At 65.1% G+C, this 15,960-nt stretch carries 12 protein-coding genes; 7 read left to right on the forward strand and 5 right to left on the reverse strand.

Going from position 1 to position 15,960, the window contains the following annotated elements:
* The first annotated feature begins 54 nt into the window (after window positions 1–54).
* From hpnC to I6F36_RS16730, 5 genes are all read left to right on the forward strand, one after another.
* Window positions 55–939 (forward strand): squalene synthase HpnC, encoded by an 885-nt coding sequence (gene hpnC, locus I6F36_RS16710; RefSeq protein WP_036023092.1) that lies wholly within the window; start codon window positions 55–57, stop codon window positions 937–939.
* Window positions 929–1,768, forward strand: coding sequence for a presqualene diphosphate synthase HpnD (gene hpnD / locus I6F36_RS16715; protein WP_057027142.1), 840 nt, complete (start codon window positions 929–931; stop codon window positions 1,766–1,768). The genes hpnC and hpnD overlap by 11 nt, the downstream gene beginning before the upstream one ends.
* Window positions 1,768–3,024, forward strand: a complete 1,257-nt coding sequence (gene hpnE, locus I6F36_RS16720) for a hydroxysqualene dehydroxylase HpnE (protein ID WP_225171798.1) — start codon at window positions 1,768–1,770, stop codon at window positions 3,022–3,024. Before hpnD ends, hpnE begins: the two co-directional genes overlap by 1 nt.
* A gap of 64 nt (window positions 3,025–3,088) precedes the next feature.
* Window positions 3,089–5,041: a squalene--hopene cyclase gene (gene shc, locus I6F36_RS16725; RefSeq protein WP_036006090.1), complete on the forward strand. Its 1,953-nt coding sequence runs from the start codon at window positions 3,089–3,091 to the stop codon at window positions 5,039–5,041.
* Window positions 5,038–5,787 carry a phosphorylase gene (locus tag I6F36_RS16730; RefSeq protein WP_057027145.1) on the forward strand — a complete coding sequence of 250 codons (750 nt, stop codon included), beginning with the start codon at window positions 5,038–5,040 and terminating at the stop codon, window positions 5,785–5,787. Before shc ends, I6F36_RS16730 begins: the two co-directional genes overlap by 4 nt.
* Before the next feature lie 165 nt (window positions 5,788–5,952).
* On the opposite strand, the gene hpnH is transcribed toward I6F36_RS16730, so the two are convergent.
* Both hpnH and ispH read right to left on the reverse strand, forming a co-directional pair.
* Entirely contained in the window at window positions 5,953–7,113 is a 1,161-nt protein-coding gene (gene hpnH, locus I6F36_RS16735) for an adenosyl-hopene transferase HpnH (RefSeq protein ID WP_036006086.1), read from the reverse strand.
* A 36-nt stretch (window positions 7,114–7,149) separates the two neighbouring features.
* Complete coding sequence (ispH, locus tag I6F36_RS16740; protein ID WP_036006084.1) at window positions 7,150–8,076, reverse strand: 4-hydroxy-3-methylbut-2-enyl diphosphate reductase; 927 nt, start codon at window positions 8,074–8,076, stop codon at window positions 7,150–7,152.
* A 457-nt stretch (window positions 8,077–8,533) separates the two neighbouring features.
* Between ispH and I6F36_RS16745 the strand changes: the two genes are divergently transcribed.
* Entirely contained in the window at window positions 8,534–11,122 is a 2,589-nt protein-coding gene (locus I6F36_RS16745; RefSeq protein ID WP_109144425.1) for an MMPL family transporter, read from the forward strand.
* Here I6F36_RS16745 and I6F36_RS16750 read toward each other — a convergent pair.
* The gene (locus I6F36_RS16750) at window positions 11,090–11,752 is read right to left on the reverse strand and encodes a DUF2147 domain-containing protein (RefSeq protein WP_036006080.1); all 663 of its coding nucleotides are present in this window, start codon (window positions 11,750–11,752) and stop codon (window positions 11,090–11,092) included. The genes I6F36_RS16745 and I6F36_RS16750 overlap by 33 nt on opposite strands.
* A 141-nt stretch (window positions 11,753–11,893) precedes the next feature.
* On the opposite strand from I6F36_RS16750, the gene hpnO reads away from it, so the two are divergent.
* A complete protein-coding gene (gene hpnO / locus I6F36_RS16755; RefSeq protein ID WP_036006078.1) occupies window positions 11,894–13,285 on the forward strand; it encodes an aminobacteriohopanetriol synthase HpnO in 1,392 nt (463 codons plus the stop codon).
* A gap of 38 nt (window positions 13,286–13,323) precedes the next feature.
* Here hpnO and I6F36_RS16760 read toward each other — a convergent pair whose 3' ends face one another.
* Window positions 13,324–14,205 carry an alpha/beta fold hydrolase gene (locus I6F36_RS16760; protein WP_036023102.1) on the reverse strand — a complete coding sequence of 294 codons (882 nt, stop codon included), beginning with the start codon at window positions 14,203–14,205 and terminating at the stop codon, window positions 13,324–13,326.
* A gap of 13 nt (window positions 14,206–14,218) precedes the next feature.
* Window positions 14,219–15,838, reverse strand: a complete 1,620-nt coding sequence (locus I6F36_RS16765) for a GMC family oxidoreductase (RefSeq protein WP_036006074.1) — start codon at window positions 15,836–15,838, stop codon at window positions 14,219–14,221.
* Window positions 15,839–15,960: the final 122 nt, after the last annotated feature.

A 15,960-nucleotide genomic window follows, 5' to 3' on the forward strand; every position in this document is an offset into this window, starting at 1 on the left:
GCCCGCCCGAGCGAAAAAGCCCTTCCTGTCCAAACGATTGTAAACCAGCCCTCGATGACCTCTGCGAGCGAATTGCGATCCGGCAAGGGTGACCGCGACGAGAATTTTCCCGTCGCGTCCTGGATCATTCATCCGCGTCATCGCGCCCTGATCCTGGCCTATTACAATTTCGTCCGCACCGCGGACGACATCGCCGATCACGCCACGCTCCCCCCCGACCAGAAGCTCGCTTATCTCGATCTGCTCGAGGCGGAACTGCTCGGCAAGGGTGACACCCAGCCTGAGGCCGTGAGCTTGCGCCGCGCGCTGGCCGAGCGCGGCATGGCGCCACGTCATGCGCTCGACGTGCTGATCGCCTTCCGCATGGACGTGACCAAGCTGCGCTATGAGACCTGGGACGAGGTCATCCATTATTGCCGCTACTCGGCGATGCCGGTCGGCCGCTTCATGCTCGACGTTCACGGCGAGAGCACCTCGACATGGGCCGCCTCGGACGCGCTCTGCGCGGGCCTTCAGATCAACAATCACCTGCAGGATTGCGGCAAGGATTATCGCGAGCTCAACCGCGTCTATCTGCCGCGCGATGCGCTGGCAGCACACGGCGCCACCGTCGAGCAGCTCGGTCTCGCGCAGTCGCCGCCGGCGATGCTGGCCTGCCTGCAGTCCCTCGCCGCACGCAACGAGGCGCTGCTCGGAGAGGGCAGGTCGCTCGCAGCCGAGATCCGGGATTTCCGTCTCGGCGTCGACGTCTCCGTCATCCAGGCCTATGCCGACCGCATCGTGCGCTTGCTCAAGGTACGCGATCCCTTGCGGGAGCGCGTGCATCTGAACAAATTCGAGCTGCTCGCCTTCAGCCTCGCCGGGATCATCGGCGAAGTTGGCCGCCGTGCGATCCGTCGCAAGGCCATTTCCAGACCGGGGACTGCCCATGACGCTTGAGGCGACCACGCCCGGCGCCAATTACGGCTCGACCGCATCCGGCAGCTCGTTCTATGCCGCGATGCGCATCCTGCCGCGTGATCAGCGCGAAGCGATGTTTCAGATCTACAGCTTCTGCCGCCAGGTCGACGACATCGCCGATTCCGACGGCCCGCGCGACGAGCGGCTCGCCGCACTTCAGGAATGGCGCAACGATATCGACGCGCTCTATCAGGGCCATCCGCCGCCGCGGCTGAAGGACTACGTCGCCTCGGTGAAGACCTTCGGGCTCAAGCGCGAGGATTTCCTCGCCATCGTCGACGGCATGGAGATGGACGTGCCGCAGGACATCCGTGCGCCCGACATGGCGACGCTGGATCTGTATTGCGACCGCGTCGCCAGCGCCGTGGGGCGGCTGTCGGTGCGCGTGTTCGGCATGCCCGAGGAAGACGGCATCCTGCTCGCGCACCACCTCGGCCGCGCGCTGCAGCTCACCAACATCCTGCGCGACATCGACGAGGACGCCGGCCTTGGCCGGCTCTATCTGCCGCGCGAGGCGCTGCTGCATGCCGGCATCACCTCTGATGATCCGAACCGCGTGATCGCCGAGCGCGCGCTGCCGAAGGTCTGCATGCCGCTGGCGCAGCGCGCCAAGGTGCACTTCGAGAAGTCGGACGAGATCATGAACCGCAACAGGCGCCGCGCCGTGCGCGCGCCGCGGATCATGTCGAAATACTACCATTCCATTCTGGACCTCCTGATCGCGCGCGGCTTCACCGCGCCGCGCGAGCCGGTCCGTGTGTCGAAGATCACGCGCATCCTGATCCTGCTCCGTTACGCTTTCATCTGATGCAAAACACAGCTCACATCATCGGCGCTGGAATTTCCGGCCTCTCCGCCGCCGTGCGGCTCGCCAATGCCGGCTTCAAGGTCGCCGTGCACGAGGCGACGCACCAGGCCGGCGGCCGCTGCCGGTCCTATTTCGACGGCGCCACCAATCTCACCATCGACAACGGCAATCATCTGCTGCTGTCGGGCAACAGCCATGCGCGCGCCTATGCGCGCGCGATCGGCACCGAGGCGGGCCTGGTCGGCCCCGAGCGGGCGCAATTTCCGTTCGTCGATGTCAAAACCGGGCAGCGCTGGCAGATCGATCTCGGCGATGGCCGGTGGCCGACCTGGATGCTCGACGAAAGCCGCCGCGTGCCCGACACCGGCCTTTCCGATTATCTCAAGCTGGCGCCACTGATCTGGGCGTCGGAGGAGATGCTGGTCGGCAAGTCGATTCCGACCGAGGGCATCCTCTATCAGCGCCTGGTGCAGCCGCTGCTGCTGGCAGCTCTCAACGTCGATCCGCCCGAGGGCTCGGCCGGGCTCGCCGGCGCGATCGTGCGGGAGACGCTGCTTGCGGGCGGGCAGGCCTGCCGTCCGCTGATTGCGCGCGATGGTCTCAGCGCGGTTCTGATCGAGCCCGCCGTGAAGTTTCTGCAAGAGCGTGGCCACACCGTTCAGCTCGGCCATGAGCTGCGCTCGTTCGTCAGCACGGACGGCAAGGTGACCGCACTGAATTTCGGCAGCGAGGATTTGATCCAGCTCGGCGCGGGCGATGTCGTCGTGATGGCGGTGCCGCCGCGCGCGGCAGCCAACCTGCTGCCGGGGCTGAAGACGCCGACCGAATTCCGCGCCATTGTGAACGCGCATTTCCGCTTTGAGCCGCCGCCGGGCTCGGCGCCCATCCTCGGCGTGATCGGCGGCGTGGTGGAATGGCTGTTCGCGTTCCCGAACCGGCTCTCGGTGACCATCAGCAATGGCGACCGCCTGGTCGATATGCCGCGCGAGGAACTGGCGCAGACGATCTGGAACGAGGTCTGCCAGGCGGGAGGTGTATCCGGTGAGCTGCCTCCTTGGCAGATCGTGCGCGAGCGCCGCGCCACATTTGCGGCGACGCCGGCCCAGAACGCCCTGCGTCCCGGGCCGGTCACTGCGCTGAAAAACCTGTTCCTCGCCGGCGACTGGACTGCTACGGGATTGCCAGCAACCATCGAGGGATCGGTCCGGTCGGGTGACCGCGCCGCCGATCTGGTTCTGGCCGCCAAAGGATCCTGAAAGGCGGCCCGACGGGCAATTCTCCCGGTCAACTTTCAATCGACTATCGGAGCAATCGAGCGACATGGATTCCGTGACCGCGACCAGCCGCGAAGCTTTGGAATCGAGCATTGCGTCGGCGACCCAGGGCCTCCTCGGCTTCCAGCAATCCGATGGCCATTGGGTGTTCGAGCTCGAGGCCGACTGCACGATTCCGGCCGAATACGTTCTGCTGCGCCATTATCTCGCCGAGCCAGTCGATACCGTGCTCGAGGCCAAGATCGGCAATTACCTGCGCCGCATCCAGGGCGCCCATGGCGGCTGGCCGCTGGTGCATGACGGCGAGTTCGACATGAGCGCCAGCGTGAAGGCGTACTTCGCGCTGAAGATGATCGGCGACTCCATCGACGCGCCGCATATGGTGCGGGCGCGCGAGGCAATCCATGCCCGCGGCGGCGCGATCAACAGCAACGTCTTCACCCGCTTCCTTCTCGCGACCTTCGGTGTCGTGACCTGGCGCGCGGTGCCGGTGCTGCCGATCGAGATCGTATTGCTGCCGTTCTGGTCGCCGTTCCACCTCAACAAGATCTCCTACTGGGCGCGCACCACGATGGTGCCGCTGATGGTGATCGCCGCGCTGAAGCCGCGCGCGAGGAATCCGAAGGGCGTCGGCATCGACGAATTGTTCCTGCAGGATCCGCGCTCGATCGGCATGACCGCCAAGGCGCCGCATCAGAGCATGGCCTGGTTTCTGTTGTTTCGTTCGCTCGATGCGATCCTGCGCGTGATCGAGCCGCTGTTTCCGAAGAGTCTGCGCAAGCGCGCGATCGACGCCGCGCTCGCCTTCACCGAGGAACGGCTCAACGGCGAGGACGGCATGGGCGCGATCTACCCGCCCATGGCCAACATCGTCATGATGTACGACGCCCTCGGCAAGGACGAGAACTTCCCGCCACGCGCGATCACGCGCCGGGGCATCGACAAGTTGCTCGTCATCAAGGACGACGAAGCTTATTGCCAGCCCTGCGTCTCTCCGGTGTGGGACACGACGCTCACCGCGCATGCGCTGCTGGAGGCCGGCGGTGACAAGGCGGTGCCGGCCGCCAAGCAGGGCCTCGACTGGCTGATTCCGAGGCAGGAGCTCGAGGTGAAGGGCGACTGGGCGGTGAAGCGGCCCGACGTGCGCCCGGGCGGCTGGGCCTTCCAATACAACAATGCCCATTACCCCGATCTCGACGACACCGCCGTCGTGGTGATGTCGATGGACCGCATGCGCCGGGAGCACGGTGCGGCCGGCTATGACGACGCGATCGCCCGCGGCCGGGAGTGGATCGAGGGCATGCAGAGCGACGACGGTGGCTGGGCCGCCTTCGACGTCAACAACCTCGAATATTACCTCAACAACATCCCGTTCTCGGACCATGGCGCGCTGCTCGATCCGCCGACTGAGGACGTCACGGCGCGATGCATCTCGATGCTGGCCCAGCTCGGTGAGACCGCCAAGACCAGCAAGCAGGTGGCCGCCGGGGTCGCCTATTTGCGGAAGACCCAGCACCCGGAGGGGTCCTGGTACGGCCGCTGGGGTATGAACTTCATCTATGGAACCTGGTCGGTGCTGTGCGCCCTCAACATGGCCGGCGTCGACCACAAGGACCCCATGATCCGCAAGGCGGCGGCCTGGCTGACCTCGATCCAGAACGACGACGGCGGCTGGGGCGAGGACGCCGTCAGCTACCGGCTCGACTACAAGGGCTGGGAGGCCGCCCCCTCGACCGCCTCGCAAACGGCATGGGCCTTGCTTGCCCTGATGGCGGCAGGCGAGGTTGATCACCCGGCCGTTGCCCGCGGGGTGGAGTACCTGATTGCAACACAAGACAAAAAAGGACTGTGGGACGAGCAGCGGTACACCGCCACAGGCTTCCCCCGCGTGTTCTATCTACGTTATCATGGTTACCCAAAGTTCTTTCCGCTGTGGGCGTTGGCGCGGTATCGGAACTTGCGGAACACCAACAGCAGGGTGGTAGGGGTCGGAATGTGACTTTGGGGACGGGGGACTATGTTACCGCGGGTCAGGCCATCGACCCGCGGCCGATACTGATCGTGACCGGATTGGTTCAGGAGGCCCGCATCGCGGCCGGGCCCGGAATGGCGGTCATCTGTTCATCCAGCAGCCCGACCCAGTTGCGGGCGCTTCTGACGGTGGTGGATCCTGAGACGATTCGCGGCGTGATCTCGTTCGGCGTGGCCGGCGGGCTCGACCCAAGCTTGCGCTCCGGCGACGTCGTGCTGGCGACCGAGGTGCTCTCCGGCGACACACGCTGGGCCGCTGGCCTGTCGCTCGGCGACGACCTGATCGAGCGCCTGACCTCCGGTCGCCGCCGCGTGGTGCGCGGCAGCCTCGCCGGTGCCGAGGAAGTGGTCACGAAGCGCGCCTGCAAGGCGGCCCTGCACTCCGAGACCGGGGCCGCCGCGGTCGACATGGAAAGCCACATCGCCGCGGCATACGCCGCCGAGGCCGGGCTGCCCTTCGCCGCCGTCCGCGTCATCAGCGACCCCGCCCACCGCGCGCTGCCGGCGCTCGCCCGCGCGGCGATCAAGCCGAACGGCCAGATCGACCTCGGAGCCGTGCTGCGCGGCATCGTGCGCAATCCGGCAACGCTGCATGCCCTGGTCTCGACCGGCATCGACTTCAACCGCGCCCTGCGGTCGTTGCGCGGCTGCCGCGATTATCTGATCGGGACGGAGTTCGTCGAGAGCGAGGCCTTGGTGTCGAAGGCGGCGTGAGCGGGGGCTTCGATCTGAGAATAAAGAAAGGGCCCGGTCGCCATTGGCGTCCGGGCCTTTTTGTTTCGACGTTCGTAGCCCGGACGGAGCGAAGCGTAACCCGGGGCCTTGGAGAGACCATCCCGGGTTTCGCTTGCGCTCCATCCGGGCTACGGGCTCTGCGCTTTACGCCGCCGTCGACGCCTTCTGCGCTGCTTTCGCCTGCGCAGCCGCAGCTTCGTCCTTGCGGATCTCCGAGAGCTTCTTCTGGACCTGCTCGGAGAAGATGTACTGCGCCGGGCGCTGCTTGGAGAGGTCGATCTCCGGCGCCATCGGGCCGCTCGTCCGCACGCCGCGCAGCGCCACCCACATCGCCTTCAGCGGGTTGTTGAGCGCTGCGGTCGCAGCCGTGGGCTCGTAGCCGCAATGGGCCATGCAGTCGGCACACTTCTCGTACTTGCCGGTGCCGTAGGAATCCCAGTCGGTGGTCTCCATCAGCTCCTTGAAGGTCTTCGCGTAGCCTTCACCGAGCAGGTAACAGGGCTTCTGCCAGCCGAAGATGTTGCGCGCGGGCATGCCCCACGGGGTGCATTCGTATTCCTGGTTGCCGGCGAGGAAGTCCAGGAACAGTCCGGAATGCATGAAATTCCACTTCTTGCCCTTGCCCATCGCAAAGACGTCGCGGAATAGCTTCTTGGTCTTGGTGCGGTTGAGGAAGTGCTCCTGGTCCGGCGCGCGCTCATAGGCGTAGCCCGGGGACATCGAGACGCCGACGCCGAGCTCGGTGGTGAGGTCGAGGAATTTGGCGATCTCCTCGGCCGGGTGGCCGTCGAAGATGGTGGCGTTGACGTTGACGGTGAAGCCGCGCGCCTTGGCCGCCTTGATCGCCGACACCGCGCGGTCGAACACGCCCTTCTGCGACACGGCCTTGTCGTGGTGGTCGCGCAGGCCGTCGAGATGCACCGAGAAGAACAGATAAGGCGAGGGCTCGAACAGATCGAGCTTCTTCTCCAGCAGCAGCGCGTTGGTGCAGAGCGAGACGAACTTCTTGCGCGCGACGAGGCCGCGCACGATCTCGCCGATCTCCTTGTGGATCAGCGGCTCGCCGCCGGGAATAGCGACCATCGGCGCGCCGCACTCGTCGGCGGCGTCCCAGCACTCCTGCGCCGTCATGCGGCGGTTGAGGATCGCATCGGGATAATCGATCTTGCCGCAGCCGACGCAGGCGAGGTTGCAGCGGAACAGCGGCTCCAGCATCAGCACGAGCGGATAGCGCTTGCGGCCAAGCAGTTTCTGCTTGAGCAAATAGCCGCCGATACGCATTTCCTTGAAGAACGGGATAGCCATTACAGGTTTCTTTCTGGGCTTTTCAATTCGGGTGGGTCAGCTCGCGGCCAGTTGGGCCGGAAGCCGGAATTCGATGTTTTCCTCGCGGCCCGGCAACACCGAGACCTTTACCGGTCCGATCCGCCGCATCGCTTCGATCACGTCATCCACGAGTACCTCGGGCGCCGAAGCGCCGGCCGTGACGCCGACGGTCCTGGCATCCTTCAACCACTCCGGATTGAGCTCGCTGCCGTCGGCAATCAAATAACTCGCGACGCCGGCCTCGGTGCCGATTTCGCGGAGCCGGTTCGAGTTCGAGCTGTTGGCAGCGCCCACCACCAAGATCACGTCGACCAGCTTGCTCAAGTCCCTTACCGCAGATTGGCGGTTCTGTGTCGCATAGCAGATATCCCGGATATCCGGACCTTGAATGTCTGTAAAGCGGGCCTGAAGGGCCGCGATGATGTCCTTGGTGTCGTCGACCGACAGGGTGGTCTGGGTGATGTAGGCCACTGGCGTATCCGCCGGCAGGGTCAGCGCCTTAACCTCTTCAACGCTCTGGACAAGCTGCACCGGCCCGGGGACCTGGCCCATCGTGCCCTCGACCTCGGGATGGCCGGCGTGGCCGATCAGGATCAGGGTGCGGCCCTTGCCGATGTAGCGCTTCCCCTGATTGTGAACTTTCGTTACCAGCGGGCAGGTGGCATTGAGCACCGGAAGGTCGCGCGCGACGGCCTCTTCCTCGACGCTGCGGGCGACGCCATGCGCGCTGAACACCGTCACCGCCTTCGGCGGTACCTCGGAGAGTTCCTCGACGAAGATGGCTCCTTTGGCCTTCAGGCTCTCGACGACGTATTTGTTGTGCACGATCTCATGGCGCACGTAGACGGGCGGGCCGTACTTCTCCAGCGCCCGCTCCACGATTTCGATTGCTCGTACCACCCCCGCGCAGAAGCCGCGCGGTTGCGCCAGATAAACTTCCATTGGACGCCCATCACGCAAGTTGCACCAATCCGCTCTTTGCAGTCCCCAAGCGGCACTCCGATACTGACCAATGAGTTGCAATATCCGCACCATTGGTTCGCGCCTGCGGTAGCCACCCACCCCTGTGGACGGCTCCGGCGCATGGAGGCGCAATACTTTGTGTCAAAAAATCGGCGGTAGGGGAAGGTGGAACCGCTGAGGGAGGCGTCTATGAGGTATTTTAGTAGGGGATTGCGGTGTGCCTGCGTGCGCGACATTCCTGCATAGTCCTTCGTCACGTTCCCGCCTCAACTCCCTGGCTATACCGGCCGCCCCGCATGATTTTGCCACGGTCTCCCGCCGTTTACCTCGAACCTTCTGGCGGCGAGAACCACCCAAAACAGCAATAGGTTTCGGCCGGGAACTCCGATAAACAGCGGGCGTTTCCGGCAAGCTGTTAACCGCAGAAAGAAAAGAAGTGCTGCAAAGCGTCGTCGTTGCCATCGTCAGGGCCTGCACCCGGTTTGCCTCCCTCGTCGTCGTTCTCGGGCTCCTGCTGTCGGTGGGGGCGGGCTATTACGCTGCGCGCCACTTCGCCATCAACACCGATATCAACTCGCTGATTGCCCAAAATCTGGACTGGCGGCAGCGTGACCAGCAATTCGACAAGGCGTTCGATCAGAACGAAATGATCCTCGCTGTGGTCGAGGCCAGGACGCCGGAAATGGCGAGCGCCGCGGCAGACGCGCTCTATGCCAGGCTGAAGGACGACAGGACCAACTTCCACTCGATGCAGCAGCTCGGCAGCGGCGCGTTCTTCGAGCGGAACGGCCTGTTGTTCCTGCCGACCGAGGAGGTCGGCAAGATCACCGGCCAGTTCGAAGCCGCCGCGCCGCTGATCGAGATCATGGCCGGCGATCCCTCGATCCGCGGCCTGACCGGGGCGCTGGAGACCGGCCTTGCCGGCGTCAAGCGGGGCCAGGTCAAGCTCGATAGCACCGAGCGGCCCTTCAACCTGATCGCGCAGACGGTCGAGACCGTGCTCAACAAGGGCAACGCCAGCTTCTCCTGGCGCGAACTCGTCAGCGACGAGCCGCTCAAGGATTCCGACAAGCGCACCTTTATCGAGTTCAAGCCGATTCTCGACTACAACGCGCTGGAGCCCGGCAAGGATGCGACCGACGCGATCCGGAAAGCGGCGGCGGATCTGGATTTTGCCGGCAAATACCAAGCGCGGGTGCGGCTGACCGGTCCGGTGCCGATCGCCAACGAGGAATACGCGACCGTTCAAGAGGGCGCGGTCGTCAACGCCGTCGGCACGATTCTCGTCGTGCTGGTCATCCTATGGCTCGCGCTGCATTCGTCGAAGATCATCTTCGCGGTGTTCGTCAATCTGTTCGTCGGTCTGGCGATCACGACAGCGGCCGGCCTGATGATGGTCGGATCGTTCAACCTGCTGTCGATCGCGTTCGCGGTGCTGTTCGTCGGCTTAGGGGTCGACTTCGGCATCCAGTACAGCGTCCGCTACCGCTCGGAGCGCTACAAGCACGATGATCTCGCGGGCGCGCTGGTGCTGGCAGCCAAGCGCTCGGCGGTGCCGCTGTCGCTGGCGGCGATGGCGACGGCCGCGGGCTTCCTTTGCTTCATGCCGACCGACTACAAGGGCATCGCAGAGCTCGGCCAGATCGCCGGCGTCGGCATGCTGGTGGCGTTCATCTCGTCGATCACCGTGCTGCCGGCGCTGCTCAAGCTTTTGAACCCGCCCGGCGAGCCGGAGCCTGTCGGGTACGCCTTCCTGGCGCCGCTCGATCACTTCCTGGAAAAGCATCGGGTGCTGATCGTCGGCGGCACGCTGCTGCTCGCGCTCGGCGGCCTGCCGCTGCTCTACTTCATGAAGTTCGACTTCAACCCGATGAACCTGCGCAATCCGCACGCCGAGTCGATCGCCACCTTCCTCGATCTGCGCAAGGACCCCAATACTGGTGCCAATGCCATCAACGTGATGACCACGTCCGAGGAGCAGGCAAGGCAGGTCGAGGCGAAGCTGGAGAAGGTGCCCGAGGTGCTCAGGGTGATGTCGCTCGACAGCTTCGTGCCGCAGGACCAGCCGCCGAAGCTGAAGCTCATCGCGCAGGGCGCCAAGGTGCTGAATCCGGCGCTCAACCCCGATCAGATCGACGCGGCGCCGACGGACCAGGAGAATGTCGAATCGCTGAAATCGTCGGTCGACAATCTGCGCCGGACCGCGGGCGACGCGAAGGGCCCGGGCGCTGTTGCCTCGCGCCGTCTTGCCGACGCGCTCGAGAAGCTCGCCAACGGCGACGAGGCCACGCGCAACAAGGCGCAGGACGTGTTCGTCGCGCCATTGAAGATCGTGTTCGACCAGCTCAGGAACGCGATGCAGGCAGGTCCCGTCACCCTGAGCTCGCTGCCGCCCGATCTCGTCAGCGCCTGGAAGAGCAAGGACGGCATCATCCGCGTCGAGGCGCTGCCCAAGGGCGATCCCAACGACAACGATACGCTGCGCAAATTCGCGGCGGCGGTTCTCCAGGCCGAGCCGACTGCGATCGGCGGTCCGGTCTCGATCCTGAAATCCGGTGACACCGTTGTGAAGGCGTTCATCCACGCCGGCATCTATGCGCTGCTGGTGATCGGGCTGCTGCTGTGGATCACGCTGCGCCGCTTCGTCGACGTGCTGATGACGCTGGTGCCGCTGCTGGTTGCCGGCGCGGTGACGCTCGAGATCTGCGTGTTGATCGGCCTGCCGCTCAACTTCGCCAACATCGTCGCGCTTCCGCTGCTGCTCGGCGTCGGCGTCGCCTTCAAGATCTATTATGTCGTGGCCTGGCGCTCGGGCAGGACGAACCTGCTCCAGACCAGCCTGACGCGCGCGATCTTTTTCAGCGCGCTGACGACCGCGACCGCGTTCGGCAGCCTGTGGCTGTCGAGCCATCCCGGCACGTCCAGCATGGGCAAGCTGCTGGCACTGTCGCTGGTGACGACGCTCGCCGCCGTGCTGCTGTTCCAGCCGGCCCTAATGGGCAAACCCCGCAATCTCAGCGAGTAGGCAGATGTCGCCGACCGGGTCGGCGGCGCCCTTCTGACCGGGCTTGGCTGCGCCGGCGGCCTTGGGAGCTGCGGGCGCAGGCGTGGTGGTGCCGCTCCCGGCTTGGGCTGCTTGGGCCCCTTGCCCCGCTTGCCCCCCTTGGGGCTTCGGCGCAGTGCCGCTGGATTTCGCTGCGCCCTTGGCCATTGCGTTGGCAGGGCTCGAAGGGATCGGCGGGCCGACCCGGGTCCAGGTTTCGCCGCCGCAGAGGAAGCCCATGACGCAGCCCTTGATCTCGAGCTGGTCGGGACCGGCCGGCGTGATGGTCGCGCTGTAGAGCTGGCCGTCCTTGGCGTTGTAGACCTGTCCTTCCCACTGATCGACGCCGGGCTTCTTCTTCATGTCGATCAGGGTTGCCATGCCGAGCGTCGGCCTGTTCTTTTTCGAGGCGTCCGGATTGTTCTCGTCGCGTCCGCCGGGCTGTTTTTCCCAGGAAACCGCGCCCCACATGCTGCCATAGCATTGGGCGACGCGAATGTTGGCAACGCCGTCGGCGACCCGCCAGTCGCCGGTCGGATCCGCGGCGAGCGCGGGCGTCAGGCCGGCGTAACCGCCAGCCAGTATTAGTCCGGTGTAAAGGGCCAAACGCATGTGTGTTCCTTGGCAGTGCAACATGGTCTAAAGCTGTGCTTGCGAAGATGGTCCGAAAAAGGGCAAAAGGCCGCACAGACCGTTTTCAGTAACGGTCCGTTTTCAGTTGACGAGACGGCCCTCAACCGAAGTATGTAGCGGATGCACAGCCCAAATCCAGACATGTCTCAGCTATTCGCGGACCGTCAGGCCCAGCGCAGCACCCTGCATAACCGGTATCTGAACGAGCAGTTCGTCCGGGTTCTCAAGACCATCGGCTACGATGTCGGCTTTCAGAAGGGGCATGGGCAGTATCTCTACGACCGTGAGGGCGCGCGCTATCTCGACCTGTTGTCCGGCTTCGGCGTGTTTGCGATCGGGCGCAATCATCCGGTCATGCGCGAGGCGCTCAAGAGCGTGCTCGATGCCGACCTGCCCAACCTCGTCCAATTCGACGTCTCGACGCTCGCAGGTGTGCTGGCTGAGCGCCTCCTGAAATACGTTCCCTATCTCGACAAGGCGTTCTTCGCCAATTCCGGCGCCGAATGCGTCGAGGCCGCGATCAAGTTCGCGCGCGGCGCGACGGGGCGTCCCGGCATCGTCTATTGCGCGCACGGCTATCACGGACTGACCTACGGCGCGCTGTCGCTGACCGGCGATGCCAATTTCCGCACCGGCTTCGAGCCGCTGCTGCCGGGCTGCACCGCGATCCCGTTCAACGACCTGGCGGCGCTGGAAAAGGCGCTGGCCTCGCGCGAGGTCGCAGCCTTCGTGGTCGAGCCGATCCAAGGCAAGGGCGTCAACATGCCCACCGACGAGTTCCTGCCCGGCGCGGCCGCGCTCTGCAAGAAATACGGCACGCTGTTCGTCGCCGACGAGATCCAGACCGGCATGGGCCGCACCGGCCGCTTCCTCGCGGTCGAGCACTGGAACGTCGAGCCCGACATGGTGCTGCTATCGAAGTCGCTGTCGGGCGGCCACGTGCCGGTCGGCGCCGTGCTGACGCGCAAGAGCATCTTCGACAAGATCTTCAACCAGATGGACCGCGCGGTGGTGCACGGCTCCACCTTCTCCAAGAACGACCTCGCGATGGCCGCGGGCATAGCCACGCTCGACGTCATGGAATCGGAGAAGCTGATCGATGCGGCCGCCAAGCGCGGCGCCGAGCTGCGCCTCGCGCTGACGCGCATGGTGCCAGGCTACGAGCTGCTCAAGGAAGTCCGCGGCAAGGGCTTGATGATCGGTATCGAATTCGGCCCCCCGAAGTCGCTGCGCCTGCGGGCCTCCTGGAACGTGCTGGAGACCGCCAACAAGGGCTTGTTCTGCCAGCTCATCACCGTGCCGCTGTTCAAGGATCACAAGATCCTCACGCAAGTCGCCGGCCACGGCAGCCACACCATCAAGCTCTTGCCGCCGCTCACGATCACCGAGGAAGACTGCGCCTGGATCGAGCGCGCCTTCGACGACGTCATCGCCGGCAGCCACAAGGTCCCCGGTGCGATCTGGTCGCTCGGCAAGACGCTGGTGGACAACGCGGTGCGCAGGTCGGCTTAGAGACGTTCGCTCAGGCCGCCTCGGTCCGCGGCCGAACCTTATTTGGCAAACTCGCGCACGGCTTCCACCACGTGCTCCGGCACTTCCTGCGCGACGCAGTGGCCGGCATTCTCGAAAACCCGTGTGGTCACACCCGGGATCAGCGACACAGCGCGTCGCGCCATCTCCTTGTAGATTGGACCCGACTTCGCCGCTGTCGTGACGCGCACCGGGCAGTCGATCTCGCTGAGCATCGCGAACGGATTGCCGCGGGCATCCCCAATGTAGACCTGCTCCATCGCCTCGTAGATGGGAAGCAAGATCGCGGCTTCGATTTTGGGCGTGCAGCAGAGCCGGACGCGGCCGTCATCCAGGGGCGCGAAGCCGTGGCGCACATACGTCCGTAGCGAGGTTTCGGTCCAATCCGCAAACGCCGGTGCTGCGCGGTAACGTTCGAACACTGCGTCGGGACTGTCGAACTCGGCGCGTCGGCGTAGCGTGCCCTGCACGCGGGCGAGCGATTCTTCGCTCAATCCTCCGGAGCGCGCCGCGCGCGGGTCCATGACGGTCGGCTCCATCACGAACAGGCGTGCGAAGCGACCGGGCAGGAGTTTCGCCGCGAGAAGGAGATCGGTCGCACCCGCGCTGTGGCCGATCCCGTAGATGTCGCGGAGATCGAGCGTATCGACCACCCGGCAGATGTCGTCGGCGTAATCAAGGAAGTGATAGGCGCCGGGTTTGTGGCTTGCGCCATGACCGCGTCGGTCGAGGGCATAGACGGTGTAGGTCGATGCGAGCTCGCGCGCGACCTCGTGCCAGACGTCGGCGACGAAGCCGGTGCCGTGTACGAGCAGGGCAGGCGGCTTGCCGCTGTCGCCCCATTGCAGCATGGCGATCTCTGCGTCGGCGGGACCGATTGAGAAACGGTGCGGATCGATCATGAGCGATGGGATGCTACTTCGCATCCTCCAGAATCATCGTGGCGCCCTTCTCAGCGATCATCGCGGTCGGCGTGTTGGTGTTGCCCGAGGTGATCGTCGGCATGATCGAGGCATCGACGATGCGCAGGCCGTCGAGGCCGTAGAATCGCAACCGCTCGTCCACCACCGCCATTGGATCGTTCGCCGTGCCCATCTTCGCGGTGCCGACGGGATGGAAGATGGTGGTGCCGATGTCGCCGGCGGCTTTTGCGAGGGAGGCATCGTCGTCGCCGACGGAGGGGCCGGGCAGATATTCGCTGGGGCGATATTTGGCCAGCGCTTTCTGCTGCATCAGGCGCCGCGTGGTGCGAATGGCGTCGGCGGCGACCTGGCGGTCGTCGTCGGTCGACAGGTAATTTGGCGCGATGATCGGCTTCTCGTCAGGCGTTGTCGCGCGCAACCGCACAGTGCCGCGCGAGGTCGGTTGCAGATTGCACGCGCTCACCGTGATCGCAGGGAAACGGTGCAGGGGATCGCCGAACTTGTCGAGCGAGAGCGGCTGCACGTGGAATTGGATGTTGGCGCGGGCGCGCGTCGCATCGGAGCGCGTGAAGATGCCGAGCTGCGACGGCGCCATGGTGAGCGGGCCGCGGCGGCGGACAGCGTAGTCGAGCCCCATCAGGCCGCGGCGCAACAGATTGTAATAGGTCTCGTTCAGCGTGCGCACGCCCTCGACCTTGTAGATCGCGCGCTGCTGCAGGTGATCCTGCAGATTGCGCCCGACGCCGGGCTTGTCCATGACGATGTCGATGCCGAGCGGCGACAGCCAGTCGGCCGGTCCAATGCCGGAGCGATGCAGCACCTGCACCGAGCCGATCGAGCCTGCCGAGAGCACCACCTCGCGCTTTGCGCGCGCCTCGATGATCTCGCCGTTCTGGATGAAGCGCACGCCGACGGCGCGGCCCTGCTCGATGATGAGGCGGTCGACCAGCACGTGCTTCTCGAGCCGCAGATTGGGGCGCCTCAAGGCCGGCTTGAGGAAGCCGCGCGCCGAGGACCAGCGCCGGCCGCGCTTCTGGTTGACGTGGAAATAGCTGGTGCCTTCGTTGTCGCCGGTGTTGAAATCCGGGATGCGCTTGATGCCCATCTCCTCGGCGGCGTCACCGACCGCGTCGAGAATGGCCCATGACAGCCGCGGTGCCTCGATGCGCCAGCCACCGCCGGCGCCGTGATGCTCGCTGGCGCCGAGGAAGTGGTCCTCGAGGCGCTTGAACAACGGCAGCACGTCGTCATAGCCCCAGCCGGTCAGGCCAAGCTGGCGCCAATGATCGTAGTCGGCAGCCTGTCCGCGCATCGAGATCATGGCGTTGATTGCCGAGCAGCCGCCGATCACCTTGCCGCGCGGATAGGCCAGCGAGCGGCCGTTCAGGCCGGGCTCGGCCTCGGTCTTGAACATCCAGTCCGAACGCGGATTGCCGATGGCGAAGAGATAGCCGACCGGGATATGGAACCAGATCCAGTTGTCGTCGCCGCCGGCTTCAAGGATGAGAACGCGGTTGCCTGGGACAGCCGACAGCCGGTTGGCGACGATGCAGCCCGCGGTGCCGGCTCCGACGACAATGTAGTCAAACTCACCTTCAAGCCGCCTCGGCATTCTGCTTCCACCCGGATGGTCTCTTTGCTTTCCGTTAATAGGCAGACGCAGCCGACCTGGACAAGCCCGGCCATGCCGGGTGAACAGGGCTAGACCCCGATTGCCGGCGGGTTGGGTGGACC

Source organism: Bradyrhizobium sp. BRP19 (assembly GCF_020194195.1).
GTDB classification, from domain to species: Bacteria; Pseudomonadota; Alphaproteobacteria; order Rhizobiales; family Xanthobacteraceae; genus Bradyrhizobium; species Bradyrhizobium yuanmingense.